Source organism: Psychrobacter sp. MES7-P7E (assembly GCF_002863645.1).
Classification (GTDB): Bacteria; Pseudomonadota; Gammaproteobacteria; order Pseudomonadales; family Moraxellaceae; genus Psychrobacter.
In genome coordinates, this window is the sequence record NZ_PJBU01000077.1 from 34816 (window position 1) to 49379 (window position 14564).

Consider the following 14564-nt stretch of genomic DNA (forward strand, 5'->3'; position numbering starts at 1 on the left):
ATGCTTTTTTAGGACTTAACTATTTCAATCAATTAAGTTTAGAATTAAACTTTGTCTTCTTTGATTGCATAGATACCTGGCAGGTGACGCAAGTAACCATGGAAATCCATACCACAACCGTAAACATAGCGATCTGCAACATCAATACCCACAAAATCTACATCAAAATCTGCAACTTTGCGATCATGTTGTTTGTTAAGCAAGACACAAGACTCAAGTGATAGAGGCTTTTCTTTGCTTAATTCTTCAACAACTGCTTTTAGGGTAATACCTTCGTCAAAGATGTCGTCGATTAACAATACGTGCTCACCTTCGATACTAACATCAGGCTTGAATTTCCAATCAAGCTCATTAGTACCTTCGTTATCACGATAACGAGTCGCATGAATATAGTGCATGCGATGGTAGAACGTAAGATGAGTCAGTAGTTGACCAGCTGGAATCAATCCGCCGTTCATCACGACCATAACAATTGGGTTTAGACCAGCATAATGTAGATTGAGCTGAGCGGCCAAACGCTCATAAGCAGCAGCTACTTCGATACTGCTGATAAGGCACTCTGAGTTGCGTAAGGTTTTTTCAATTTCTTGGTTACTGATTTGGGTCATCGGGTGCGCCTTTGGTAAAAAGTGCCGCTTATTTTAGCAAATTTTAGTGAATTTGCCCAACGTCATATGACCTTTGGGACAAAATTAATCCAACTTTTTGGGTTATTCTGGCTTTTCTATAATAAATGGACGGTAATAATTGGCCAATCTATTCAATGAGTCATTTGGTAGGTCAGGTAATAGCTTATTAAGTGCCATACTCATGCCTTTATCAATTGCTGATTTCGCAACTGGAACTGACTTACGTTTTATCATGCCTAGCTTTAATGTCTCGGCATAACGACTGATGAAGTGGGTCAATGTTTCTTCGTTCATGGTTTCGAGTGCTGTTTTAAATTTGACTCTATCCACATGTTCTGGCGTGATAGCAGCAAAACCTTCAGTGATGGTATTGGCATCTTTTTCTGATAGTTTAAAGCCGACACGTTTAACGCCTTCGTTATCAATAAAAGTTGCGTGATCTCTTAGAAAATGAAAACTTGGTAACACGTCTTTGTTGTTTTCTTTACCCAGTAAGATGTTGAGCAGAGTGTCTGTCGCGCGTTCAATCGTTCCAACAATTTTACGCATAGAGGCTTGGCGCTCAGGGTTCGGAATAATATCTACCAAACCAACCAATAAATTATCAGTAAGATCACGCGCTGTCTGATGCGTAAGGGCATCGCGATAAGGGTAGTACTCTACATTCTCATTTGAAGCAACGACTTGTTCGGCCTCACTGATTAAAGCTTTTAGTTTATCTGAGGGTACGAATCCAAAATAATGTGCCATTGCACTTCCTTTATTTGTTGTTTTTTATGTCTTACTTGCGTTACATTTATCACCAAATCGGTTATTATTCAAACAAAGTTTCAGTCTCAGGCTCATCAAACCAAATGCTGATTAGTGACATGCCCTAGTTATAAGATAAATGACTTTGTTGATTGGTAATAATTTTGCAAATTGCTAGAATTTACCTAAACGATAGATGAGCTGAGTCACTCATCGCACACTAATTTAGCATATTTTTCATATTTTAATTCAAAAAGCTTGAACTTATAAGGCTATTGACTACTTGTCTAGGGAGAGATGAGATGAATAGTGCTATTGTACTACTATTCGCCGTTGCCGCTATGCTCTGCGGCTACGTTTTTTATTCAAAATTTATCGCCACCAAAATTTTAGCACTGGACAACAGCCGTCCTACACCCGCACATACGATGAAAGATGGGATCGATTATGTTCCCACCAATAAGTATGTATTGTGGGGGCATCACTTCACGTCAGTGGCAGGGGCTGCACCAATTATCGGTCCTGCCATTGCGGTTATTTGGGGCTGGGTACCTGCCATTATTTGGGTAGTGGTAGGTACTATCTTTATGGCTGGCGTACATGATATGTCTGCTATTTGGGCAAGTATGCGTAATAGAGGTCAGTCGATTGGCTCTATTGCTGGTACTGTCATGGGCACACGTGTCCGCAGCTTGATGATGGTTGTTATCTTCTTATTACTACTGATGGTCAATGCTGTATTTGGTGTAGCTATTGCCAATATGATGATCAAGACGCCATCTGCGGTATTGCCAGTTTGGGGTGCCTTAGTGGTTGCCTTTATCATCGGGCAGTGTATCTATCGCTACAATATGAATTTGGTCTGGGTGTCCATTATCGGGGTAACAGCCTTGTACGGGCTTATTTATCTTGGCCCTATGTTCCCGATTGTGTTACCTGAAACCATCATGGGTTTGCCTGATAACGCAGTATGGATCTTGATCTTGTTCGCCTATGCGGCGATTGCGTCGTTGTTGCCCGTATGGATGCTGCTTCAACCTCGTGATTATATTAATGGCTTACAGTTATTTGTCGGTTTGATTCTACTGTATGCCGCTATTTTTATTGGCACGCCTAATATTGTTGCGCCAGCGGTTAACACTGCATTACCAGCCGATACACCGTCACTGCTGCCATTGTTGTTTGTGACAATTGCTTGTGGTGCCATATCAGGTTTCCATGGTTTAGTCGCCACAGGGACTACTTCTAAGCAGATTGATAAAGAAGAAGACGTTCGTTTCGTTGGTTACTTCGGTGCATTGGGTGAGGGCATGCTAGCACTTGGGGCAATCCTTGCAGCAACCGCAGGTTTTGCGACTCTTGGTGATTGGCAAGCGGTCTATCAAAAGTTCGGTGATGGCTCTATCGGTGCATTTATCGATGGCGGTGCAACCATCTTGAATGCAGGCGTTGGTATCGATATGGTGCTATCACAGACCATGCTTACAGTAATGGCTGCATTGTTTGCTGGTACGACGATGGATACTGGCGTACGTTTACAACGTTACATCTTCCAAGAATTTGGTGAATTTTATAATTTGCCCGTACTCAATAAGAGTGTCGTTGCAACGTTACTTGCTGTCGGAAGCTGTTTGTTATTAGCGTTCGGTGCTGGTGGTATCGATGGCGCGGGCGGTATGATCATTTGGCCGCTATTTGGTACAACCAACCAGTTAATGGCTGCTTTAACCTTGATGATCGTTACCATTATCTTGTTACGTAAGGGTAAGCCAGTTTGGTACACCTTAGCACCATTGTCGTTCTTGTTGGTTATGACTGTTTTTGCACTATTGATTCAGCTCAAAACCTTCTTTACTGATGGTAATTGGCTACTTATTATTATGGATATTATTATCTTAATCGCGACCATTTTGGTGACGTTTGAGAGTTTGTCTGTACTAAGAAAAGAGTGGTCACTACATAAAGGTAAAAGCGGTGAGGTTTAAACGTTAAACCATATTGAGTGTCTGTTTAATAAAAAACGCTAGCAGCAATTGCTGGCGTTTTTTGTATCATATAGGCATGATAGATCATAAGAATTAAGTAAAATACGAGCATATTATGGAAAATGAAAACACATCAAATAATATAGTAAACGTTCAACCACTAGAAAACACTCAACCATGGTGGCAACGGTTTAAGAGTGGATTAAATGAGTTTTATCATGCGCCTTATCGTCAGACGATGGCACGCGCCGCACGTGATGAAGAAGATTTTTTTATGTTGCTCATGTTTGCTGAGAGCTTGGGTATTGATAATCCCGCCAGCTTTTATACATTAGAGTTGCAACCTCTGTTTTTAGAAAACTTTCATGAGTGGCATACACGTATGGGAATGGATAGATGTCCATTTGACCACGTTGGGTGCTGCTAACAGTAGTGGATTGACTATATAAAAAGAAGCTAAGCATTGATTGCACAATGAGACAAGAGACGAGATAACGATATGGCATTACACCCTTTACATGGCTTGGTAGAGCAGCTGGCGACACAACCGATTATATTTATCGGTGGAAAAGGCGGTGTAGGGAAGACCACCACTGCAGCAGCCCTAGCCAGCTACTATGCAAGCCAGCAGCAAAAAACCTTAATTGTCTCAACCGATCCAGCACATAGTTTGGGTGATGTATTAAATGTAAGACTCAATAATGATAAAACGGTAATATCACCTTATCTAGATGCGATTGAGTTAAATCCTGATGTGATTGTCGATGAGCACTTCGCTCAAGTCGAAAATACGATTAAAGCTTATGCCAACCCAGATATGATGCCAAAAATTCGTGAGCATCTGAGGCTATCTAAGTCGGCACCTGGCGCTCAAGAAGCCGCGATGCTCGAATCCATGTGTCACCATTTAGTCGAAGCGGCAGATGCTGGGTATGAACACATCATCTTTGATACCGCACCGACAGGTCATACTTTGCGATTATTGGTATTACCAGAAATGATGGGGGCGTGGACGGATGGGCTGCTTGCACAGCAGCGACGACAGGCCAAACTACGTTCGGTGGCGACGCATTTGGACAGTCACAATCAGAAACAGAGCACGGAAAAGAACGACGTGGCCAATCCATTTGCAGTAAAAAAATCAGATCGCTGGGAGCAAGCTGTATCCGTATTAGAAAAGCGCAAGCAATTGTTCCGCCAAGCAGGGTTGCTACTACATGACCGTACACAAACAGCGATTGTGTTGGTGATGACCGCTGATGTCTTGCCATTGGCTGAGACCAAACGCGCTATCGAGCAATTGGAAGATAGTAAGCTCATGCCAGCAGCAATCGTCATCAATCAGTTGATATCAACTGCGCAGTCGGATGAGTTTTGGCGACGCCGTGCTGAGCGTCAGCAGCATTTGCTGCAGGATATCGAACAAAGCTTTACCAAGTACCCGCTGTATCCGATTTACCTGCAACAGACAGATGTACGCGGTACTGATGCATTAAGTGCGTTGTTAAGTGCATAGGGTGCATAGATAGTTCGCTAGTAATTTATGACTCACGCTTATACGACTGTAGTTTACCTGACAGCGACCATGCCATGTCTGTGCGTAATAACTGAGCTTGTTCGGACTTACCGCTGCTAAGCGACGACCATTGTGGTTTACCACGCGCTTTTTTGAGCTCACTTGGTAGTTTGTGTGCTGGCCATACCGTAATTGGATTATTGTCTTCATCTGCATGGCTACTGTCGTCAGTTCGCGACGTTCCAAGACTGCTGTTTTCGCCCTTATATAATAACTGAGTGGCGTCTGTAGCAGCATGACCACGATGACGTAAGGCCGTAAGCAAGTCTAATGCTCGCGTGGCTAGCAATGTTAACGTTGCAGGATCAATATACAAGCGTTTTACCCCAGTAATCCTATCGGCAATACTGCTGGTATTCGATAGCAGCCCGCCTGCAATACCACCTATAGCGGCACCCAATCCCAGAGTCGTACCTAGGGCTGCTGCATCGATACCTAGTCCTAGAAGCGCACCAGCTGCTGCCCCAGAAGTGGTACGAATGCCGTAGCTTTTGAGTAGTTCAGGGTCAAAAGGATCTTGTTGATAGGCTTGTAGTTCAAGCGGCGTTGCAGCGACGGCATTGTCATAAAACTTATAAAGGTTAAGTAAGTTATGCTGCATCGCACGCTCACTTTGCCTAACCGCTTCTTGCATTTGTTCTAAGACAGGAAGTGGGTCGTCATCTTCGTTGATCTCGCGTACAAAGGCAGCAACATTCAATAAAAAATCAGCGATGATGATATTGGCCTCGTCATACAGCTGCGCCCAATCCTCCGTTCGACGTTGCATCAGCTGCTCAAGCATCTCAGAGTGGGTGAGCATAGTGGCTAGGTTTTTCCATAGACGCATCTCATCTTCAAACTCAAACGCGACCGAATCGAAACGCGTTGAAATATGCAGATTGCGTCTTGCCAGCATCGTTTGCCAGTCGTCGATATTGGCATTCTGACTGTCGGTAAAATTAAAGACAGGCATCACAGGAATCGCAGCCCAAGACAAAATCGCTAGCTCGTCTTTATATTTACCCAATACAGGCTCACGAGCATCTACCACGTAAATGGCCATATCACTTGTCAGCAGCTGACGAATTACTTTGGCTTCTTGACTATAATCATAGGGCAAGTCATAGCTGTCTGAACCTTGAGCGACATCCGCCGCCAAAAACTGTTGCAGACGTTCAATACCATCACGGCGACTGGCAGTGTTGTCCTCTAGCCAGTCCATAAGCCCTGAAGCATCTTCCAGACCAGGCGTATCGTATAGTGCTACCAGCACCTCACCAGTTCGACTGTCTGTCAGCTGTGCTTGCTCAACGTGACGCGTGGTCGCAGCTTCGTTTTTGACTTCGCCAAAATATACGTCTCGCAATAACGTGCGCAGTATAGAGGTTTTACCCGTATTGGTATGACCAACAACGGCCAATTTGAGCGGTTCACCACTGGCGATGGTTTTCTTTGTTACCCTTGACACTGGTGCTGTCGTTGCTGATGCTTCGGTTGATACAGGTTGATTATCCTGAGTAGCTATTGACTGAGCTACTGTAGATTTTGAGGTATTGTCTGAAGGAGTGCTTGAGACATCAGGGGTTGGCTCATAAGCTTTGTCCGCAAAGAGACCTGCAGGCTTATTGTTCTCGTGATTATTTTTATCATTATTCATAATAGCGTCTTATATTTATTAATGGCTAGAATATACAGTACCCATCTATTGTAGAGCAACTCTGGTTAAGTATTGGTTAAGTATTGGTTATGGATACGTACAGTCAAATCCATAGATCAAAGCATATAGAGTCAAAATTCGTAGATATACATAGTCATGGATAAGCTATTAGACTGCACTTGGTGGACGTAACAGTACCTTGAGTTTTTTCTTGATGCCCTTGGCACGAAAAAACCGCTGCCACATTCGGTAAAACACCCCAAATATCAGACCAATAATATTATCGTGACTGGTCTCACCAACAGCCCCATATTTGACAGGATTATTGACGGTGTCTTCTTCTACATAAGTGCCAAACCAGCGATCAAAAATAATAAGAACGCCGCCATAATTTTGGTCAATATATTCGCCATTAGTACCATGATGGGCGCGGTGGTTGGATGGGGTGTCAAAGATATACTCAACCCATTTTGGAAATTTCCCCACCGTCTCGGTATGGATAAAGAACTGATAAATCAAATCTAACGCATAAAAGAAAAATACCCAGACAGGATGCACACCCAATATCATCAGCGGAACAAAAAATAACCACCAACCTGTCACTGAGTACAGCAGGCTTTGGCGCATGGCGGTGGATAGGTTCATCTTATCATCTGAATGGTGCACGACATGCGCTGACCAAAACCAATTCATGCGGTGTGAGGCACGGTGAAACCAGTAATAGCTGAACTCAACCGCGACAAATATGGGTATGGCTGTCAGCAATGTCACCTCAATAGTGAATAGTCGGTATTGATATAGCCACAGGCAAATAGGCAGCACAATAAGTGCTTGGACAATCAATTCAAATCCGAGATAAGAGCCGCCCAAGCTAAAATTGGTCATCGCACGGCGCCAGCTAAAGCTTTCATTTTTCCCACGCTTAGACTGATAAAACCACTCTGCCAAAAACAATAAGAAAAATGGGCCACCAGCCAGCGGTAACAGCCATTCTTGCCAGTGAGCAGGTAAGATACTTGCCAGCATTGGCTGCCATGACTCTGGTGCAGCGGTTAAGATACTTTGGTTTAACGCCTCTTTGTAATTATCCAATATCTGACCATACTCACCTGATGTTAAGAGGGTGTTGTCTGTTGACATATTTGGCTCCTAGCCACTATAAAACATCTTTGTTACCCAAGAGATGACTATCTTCTATATTACTGGTTTATTTTGTCCCTTTTATAAAAATAATTATTATTAAGTATCGCATTCAAAAACTTTAAGAATTAATATCCACCAATCCAATTTTGCGCGCAGAGAGCGCTGTTTGCCACTGCTGATAGCGAACGGCTTGTTTATCTACTGGTTCATCATCCGTACGAGCGTCAGTCAAGCCAGCAGAAGGGGGGGTATCACTGAGCAGCTGTACAATCAGTCCATCTTTTGCATGAGCGGCGATTTGATCAAGTTTGCGTAGCGTACCGCGGTCAGGCAGCGCTTTGCTATGAATTCCCAATAACACTTGCACAGGGTGCTCGTCTAAGTAGTGTTTGAGCCGTGCCATATCATCACGGTCATCGACGATACCAAAATCCTCAATCTCACTTAATTCTGAAAAATCATGACGGTCATCATTCAACCCTGACTGCCACCATTTATCCTGATTTGAAGGATATTCAAGCAAGGCGACCAGTTTCTTGCCTGCACTTACCGCCGCTTTGGGCGCGACAGGTGCGGGTGCTTCCGTAAAGTCATCTGCATCAACCACCTGACGCTGCCAAAAATTTATGATCTTTTGGTAATACGGTTGTTTGATGTCTAAGCGCATCTTTTTGCGGCGGAACATCAAGGCACAAAATACCCACGCTATCGCACGCGGGACAATACCGTACATCAGCAAGCTACCGACTAGCAATCCTGCCCACTGCCGCGCCACAGACAATGGCATCGCTTCTGTGACCAACCTGCTTTGTACAATCGCTGTACTATCTGGCACATCAAAACCAACCATGCCTGGTAGCCAGCCGAGTATTTGCGTTAAGCTCACCAGCGCCTGATCAGAGAGTAGGGTCGACTCCCAGCTAAAGCTATACTGACGCACAACCAACAAGAATATAATCGCAAGCAGCATGCCAGTCAACGTCGCAAGCCATAACTGATGGCTAAACCGGCCCAAATACCAGCGCATACCGCTATGCTGTAATTGGCGCTCATACAGATCGACGGCCGCCTTGGTCACATCGTCTTTACCGCGTATGAGGTAACTGGGACTGACAAAGCTGGCAAACCAACTGGGCGCTTGCTGGTCTCGATTGATAAGTGTCATGACCAACCAGCCACCAAGCATAATAGTATGAAAACCAAGCAAGCAAACCAATACATAAAAGAAGTTCACCACATTAGACTGCAATAGCGTGAACAGACCCAAAAATCCCGAGATGCACCACACCACACTCATGACGATCATGATGCCTTTTATGCGGCCATCAATCTTACCCAGTACACGCGCAAGCGCCCCATTGCTATCGATGCGTGAGGCCCGTCGATGCAGCTTTTGGATAGGTGTGCCATCCTCACTCTGTAGCTTTTCCGTGATCAGTAACGGGTCAGTGGCAAAGACGTGCTGATCAGTCTCTAAGGCACGTACTAGCTCGGTCAGTTGGTCTTGGGGTGATAGCATAAGGCGCTGATATCCGTATAAGAACGTCAATATAAGTAATGGAAAGCAAAAAATGCGGGTTTAATCGCTAAAAATTATTGTAGCGTATATAGAATGAGAATAATGTCTATTATTTTTATCATAGCAAACACTCGTAAAATCAGCCAAAATGAATAAACAAACCAACACGTGCTAAGAGCTGTATAAAAAGAGGGAGGGTAGCATATGAATAACGATATGAATAATAAAATCTATCTGATTATCGGTGGCACAGGCGGTATCGGTCAAGCCATGATCAAGCAGCTGGTACAAGAAACCGCTGCTGATCAAACGGATCGTCAAGTTGATAAAAGCGGCATAACAGTCTTTGCTACTTATCATCGCAATGAGCCGAACTTTGAAGCAGAAAATCTACACTGGTTGCCCATGAATATCAGTGATGAAGACAGCATCAAAAAAGCGGCCGACACCATCAAGCAGACAGTGGGTCATGTAGATTGGGTGATCAACTGCGTGGGATTATTACATACCAAGAGTGCGCAGCCAGAAAAGGCCTTGAGGCAGATTGAAACGGAGTTCTTTTTACACAACATGCAAATCAATGCACTAGCAAGCTTGCTGATAGCCAAGCATATCAAACCGTTGCTCGCCAAAGCTGAACGCAGCGCTGAGCATCCAGGTATTTTTGCGACCATATCAGCTCGTGTCGGTAGTATCACGGACAATCAACTTGGCGGCTGGTATAGTTATAGAATGAGCAAGGCGGCGCTCAATATGGGGATGAAAAACTTGAGTATCGAATGGGGCCGATCACTCAAAGAGGTGTGCGTAGTCGTTATGCAACCGGGAACCGTGAATACCCAACTGTCCGCACCGTTTCAAGGCAATGTCGCTGAAGGACATCTATTCTCGCCAGCCTATAGCGCCGAGTGTTTATTGGAAGTGCTATCAGGGATGACGGCTGCCCAATCAGGCAGTTTTGTCGATTGGGCAGGAGAGTCGATACCTTGGTAATCAATATCTTGGTAATGATACAAATGATAGGGTGGTTTAGGATGGCTATCCTGTTAAAACACTAATAAGCCATAAATAAGTCCATAAACTCATTCACTGGCGTTTGCTCCAATTTTTCTTGATCGTCACACAGCTCAATGATTTGCTGACACCGACTGTCGATAAAGCGAGTAGCCAAGCTGGCTCGGAACTTTGCCTCAAGTATAGGAATGCCCTCGGCACGGCGGCGTTTATGACCGATAGGATACTCGATGGCGACTTTTTCTGTGCTACTGCCATCTTTGAAGAATATTTGAATGGCATTGGCAATAGAGCGCTTACTGGGGTCATGGTAATCTTTTGAATACTGTGCGTCTTCTTCTACCATCATTTTTTCGCGTAGCTCATCGATTGATAAATGCTCTTCATGATAGTCATCCTCGTAGTTCTCCGCCATCAAATCGCCTGTCAATAGTGGCACAGCCACCATATATTGTAAGCAGTGATCCCGATCAGCTGGGTTAGCAAGCGCACCTTCCTTTGAGATGATGCGAATTGCAGAATCATGCGTGGTTAGGACAATTTTTTCAATATCATCAATTCGACCTCTCACATGTGGATGCAAAATAACCGCCGCTTCACAAGCAGTCTGCGCATGAAATTCAGCGGGAAAGCTGATTTTAAATAAGATATTCTCCATCACATAACTGCCAAAGTCACGCTGAAAGGTAAATCGACGCTCGTCTTCGGGTTTGGTTGCAAGATCTTTATTGGTATGGATAAACAGCACATCATAAAACCCCCATTGCGGTGCGGTTAGTGCGCCAGGGACACCCATTTCACCACGTGCGGTGATATCTACCAGACGTACCGCACGGCTGGTTGCATCACCTGCCGCCCATGATTTTCGGCTGCCCGCGTTGGGTGCATGACGATAGGTGCGCAGTGCCTGACCATCGACAATGGCTTGTGAGATGGCGGCCATGATGCGCTCGCGTGGCAGCTGATAGAGTTTGGCGACGACCGCAGTTGAGGCTAATTTTACCAAAAACACATGATCAAGACCCACGCGATTGAATGAGTTTTCGAGTGCCATGACGCCTTGAATTTCATGCGCCATGATCATCGCCTCGAGCACGGCCCTCATGGTTAGAGGTGCTTGCCTTTGGCCGATATTTTTTTGACTGATATAGTCGGCGACCGCCAAGATGCCGCCCAAGTTATCAGACGGATGACCCCACTCAGCAGCGAGCCACGTATCATTATAGTCAAGCCAGCGTACCATACAGCCGATGTCAAAAGCGGCTTTGATGGGGTCTAGTCTATAGGAGGTGCCAGGGACGCGAGCGCCATGCGGCGTTATTTGATCAGGGCAATCAGGCCCCAAGTGCTTGGTACACTCAGGGAAGCGCAGTGCCAGTAGTCCGCAGCCGATGGTATCCATGAGACAGTGGCGTGCAGTACGCCATGCATCAGTGGGATTTGGTGACTCGTTATCTATGGAATAATTGAGCACATAATCGGCGATTTTTTGGATTTCATCGTCATATTCTGGACGGATATTGCTCTCTACCGTTGCCTCATTTGTATTTGAATGGGCTGTATCTGAATTGGTATTTGACATGGTTGTTTCCTCTTCCTTGAGTGTGCTAACTTTTCGCTTTGTTGACCCATGCTCGTAGTCATCCTTTTAAAGCGGTTATCATTCAAAAGTAGCATACTCAATATGGAACAACCAGACTGAATTGTGTTAAGAAGTAAAACTTTGTAGGCTGTTTAAATCATCAAATAGAGCAGACCTAAAATAAACAGCGCTGCTATAATAAACAGCAGAAAACTCAAAACTTTGGTCGTGGTTGACGCAGTATCCACACTTTCTTTTCTTACTTTGTTTTTCTTAGCAACGTATAGCACCATCTTCACGTGCTCGATATTATCTTCAAGATAATGCTCACCTTCAGGTACAAAACCCAAAGACTCATAAAAACTAAGCAGGTAGGCCTGTGCCGAGATAATAATCGGGCGTTTTTTACCGTATTTTTTGCGGCAATGAGCAATAGCCTGAGTCATTATTTGGCGTGCTATGCCGTCACCTCTGTGCTCTGATAACACAAGCACTCTACCGATGGCAGGCATGGCAGTGTGGTTGGTCTTGATCGTAGGGTCGGCGACCGATAGATTGGATTTTAGTTTATTGAATTCAGGCGGAACAATGCGGCAATAGCCCACTAACGCTGCGTTTTGATGAGCAATCAAATGCAAGCAATCAAAATCGACTTCATCCATATCTTGATAAGCACAGTTTTGTTCGACGACAAAAACCTGCGAGCGTGCTTTTAGGATATGGTAAAGGTCAACTGAGGTCAGCTCGTCAAAGGTTTTGATAGAAAATTCACAATTCATAATGGGCAAGCTTCTGGCAATAGGCGGTAAAATAGGGGCATTATAACGATTTAGGCAGTCATTAACCATTCCTAACCCTTTAGGGTCTGGCTGATTTTGTCTAAATTTAAGCTATCAGACATGGCACTAAATATCTCAAAGTATTTGCCGCGTTGGGCATAAAGTACCTCATGGGTACCTGTCTCAACCACTTCGCCATTCTCTATGACTACCAGATCATCGGCGTCGATAATCTGAGCAATATTGTGCGAAACCATAATAACGGTTCGGTCTTTTTTGATCAGATCAAGGCTTTTTTTGACCTGTTGACTGGCGATAGCATCGAGACTGGCGGTCGGCTCGTCCAAAAACACAATCGGCGGATCTTTTAAAAACATCCTTGCCAGCGCGATACGCTGCTGCTGCCCACCTGATAACGACTTTGCAGTACTCTCGTAGCCGTCTGTCAAGGCGACGATTTGTTCATGTATCGAAGCTTTTTTTGCCGCTACAATGATGTCATCAATGCTAGCATTCATATTGCCATAGCGGATATTTTCACTGATCGTGCCCGAAAATATATGATTGCTTTGTAGCACCAGACCAATGTTTTGACGCAGCTCATGAGTATCACAGTCAGCCAAATCATGCCCGTCTAGGCATATCGAGCCAGCGTCTGGGGCATAGAACTTGACCAATAGATTGATAATCGTGCTCTTGCCAGCGCCAGAGAGGCCAACCAGCGCCGTGATACGGTTGGGCTTAATAGTGAAGCTGACGTCTTTGAGCGCTTGCGTCCCATTCGGATAAGTAAAGTCGACATTTTTAAGCTCGATATGACCTTTTAGGTTGTCGCTACTGATACCAGCGATGCTCTCGACTTGGCTGTCATCTTCTAAAATATCAAAAAACCCTTCGGCATAGGTCAATGCATTATTTATCTGGTCGTAGATGCGATGCAGCTGTCGAATAGGGGCGGCGACATTTTGAAACAGCATGACATGAAACAAAATCATACCAATGGTCATCTCACCTTGTAGGACAAAATAAGCGGTGAGCAAGATGATAACCACCACACCAATCTGTTCGATAAAGGTTTTGATGGCATCATAAACAAAACCAATACTGCGAATACGCAGCTGATTATCGGTCATTTCCTTTTGAATGGCTAAGTGCTTTTCTGCTTCTATCGACTCACGGACAAAGGATTTCACCACGCTGATCGAATTGATCAAAGATATTACCAAACCGCTTTTGGCTTCTCTATAGCCGCGCATCTGCCGACGAAACCCTTGTAGACGCTGCGCTTGTTTTTGACTGATAAAAAAGTAAATGGGAATGATAATAAGACCGACCAAGCCTATCCAAAAATTGGTCGAAAACATAATGATAAGCGCCACGATCGCATTGGCAAACAGCGGTAGCATATCGATAAAAAAGTTTTGCACTAAACTGGTTAAGCTGCTGACGCCATAATCGATACGCGTTTGCAACTTGCCGCTGTCGTTTTCGCTACTGGTATAAAATGCCATCCGATAGGTCAAGATGCGCTCAATGATTTTTTGCGATAAATCACGTGATAGATTGATACGAATCTTTTCGCCGAAGAAGCGTTGCCCAAACGAGATGAATATCGATAATATCTCTTTGGTTAAGAGTACCGCACTGATAATGGTCAGCATGCGCACGCCAGCTTCCCAAGGCTCAGCGAGGGTAGCGATTTCGGTCAAGGTATCAACGGCATAACGTAGTACAAAGGCATTAACTTGCGCGGTAAAGGAGCCTAGAGCAGTCAGCGCTAAGGTGGCGATGATAAGCAAGCGATAAGGCTTAGCAAATACCGCCAGTTTTTTGAGGATATCCCACAGCAGCGCCCGCCGTTCTTTTTTCTCGACTGGCGGTTTTTTGTCTAATTGCACACGGCGGGGTTGGGGAGATGTTGGCATAACACTCTATCAAAAATTAAAAT

General features: G+C 44.6%; 12 protein-coding genes. 4 read left to right on the forward strand and 8 right to left on the reverse strand.

Annotation, left to right across the window (positions count from 1 at the left end):
• Positions 1–44: 44 nt before the first annotated feature.
• Positions 45–608, reverse strand: coding sequence for a hypoxanthine-guanine phosphoribosyltransferase (locus tag CXF62_RS04595; protein WP_057760160.1), 564 nt, complete (start codon positions 606–608; stop codon positions 45–47).
• Between the two features lie 102 nt (positions 609–710).
• Positions 711–1379: a hypothetical protein gene (locus CXF62_RS04600; protein WP_102093088.1), complete on the reverse strand. Its 669-nt coding sequence runs from the start codon at positions 1377–1379 to the stop codon at positions 711–713.
• Positions 1380–1681: 302 nt separating this feature from the next.
• Between CXF62_RS04600 and CXF62_RS04605 the strand changes: the two genes are divergently transcribed.
• The 3 genes from CXF62_RS04605 to CXF62_RS04615 all read left to right on the forward strand — a co-directional run bounded on the left by CXF62_RS04605 (position 1682) and on the right by CXF62_RS04615 (position 4880).
• Positions 1682–3364: a carbon starvation CstA family protein gene (locus CXF62_RS04605; RefSeq protein ID WP_102093089.1), complete on the forward strand. Its 1683-nt coding sequence runs from the start codon at positions 1682–1684 to the stop codon at positions 3362–3364.
• Between the two features lie 115 nt (positions 3365–3479).
• Complete coding sequence (locus CXF62_RS04610; protein WP_101205857.1) at positions 3480–3791, forward strand: cory-CC-star protein; 312 nt, start codon at positions 3480–3482, stop codon at positions 3789–3791.
• Between the two features lie 72 nt (positions 3792–3863).
• On the forward strand, positions 3864–4880 hold the full coding sequence (locus CXF62_RS04615; RefSeq protein WP_102093090.1) for an ArsA family ATPase: 1017 nt from the start codon (positions 3864–3866) through the stop codon (positions 4878–4880).
• A 25-nt stretch (positions 4881–4905) separates the two neighbouring features.
• On the opposite strand, the gene CXF62_RS04620 is transcribed toward CXF62_RS04615, so the two are convergent.
• The 3 genes from CXF62_RS04620 to CXF62_RS04630 form a co-directional block, all read right to left on the reverse strand.
• Positions 4906–6579 (reverse strand): DUF3482 domain-containing protein, encoded by a 1674-nt coding sequence (locus CXF62_RS04620; protein ID WP_102093091.1) that lies wholly within the window; start codon positions 6577–6579, stop codon positions 4906–4908.
• 168 nt (positions 6580–6747) lie between these two features.
• Positions 6748–7719, reverse strand: coding sequence for a sterol desaturase family protein (locus CXF62_RS04625; RefSeq protein ID WP_102093092.1), 972 nt, complete (start codon positions 7717–7719; stop codon positions 6748–6750).
• A gap of 121 nt (positions 7720–7840) precedes the next feature.
• Positions 7841–9241 (reverse strand): DUF2868 domain-containing protein, encoded by a 1401-nt coding sequence (locus CXF62_RS04630; RefSeq protein ID WP_102093093.1) that lies wholly within the window; start codon positions 9239–9241, stop codon positions 7841–7843.
• 204 nt (positions 9242–9445) lie between these two features.
• On the opposite strand from CXF62_RS04630, the gene CXF62_RS04635 reads away from it, so the two are divergent.
• Entirely contained in the window at positions 9446–10234 is a 789-nt protein-coding gene (locus CXF62_RS04635; RefSeq protein ID WP_228153166.1) for an SDR family oxidoreductase, read from the forward strand.
• A gap of 61 nt (positions 10235–10295) precedes the next feature.
• On the opposite strand, the gene CXF62_RS04640 is transcribed toward CXF62_RS04635, so the two are convergent.
• The 3 genes from CXF62_RS04640 to CXF62_RS04650 form a co-directional block, all read right to left on the reverse strand.
• Entirely contained in the window at positions 10296–11837 is a 1542-nt protein-coding gene (locus CXF62_RS04640; protein WP_102093094.1) for a bifunctional 2-methylcitrate dehydratase/aconitate hydratase, read from the reverse strand.
• Positions 11838–11989: 152 nt separating this feature from the next.
• Positions 11990–12616 (reverse strand): GNAT family N-acetyltransferase, encoded by a 627-nt coding sequence (locus CXF62_RS04645; RefSeq protein ID WP_102093118.1) that lies wholly within the window; start codon positions 12614–12616, stop codon positions 11990–11992.
• A 71-nt stretch (positions 12617–12687) separates the two neighbouring features.
• Positions 12688–14541 (reverse strand): ABC transporter ATP-binding protein, encoded by a 1854-nt coding sequence (locus tag CXF62_RS04650; protein ID WP_102093095.1) that lies wholly within the window; start codon positions 14539–14541, stop codon positions 12688–12690.
• Positions 14542–14564 lie beyond the last annotated feature (23 nt).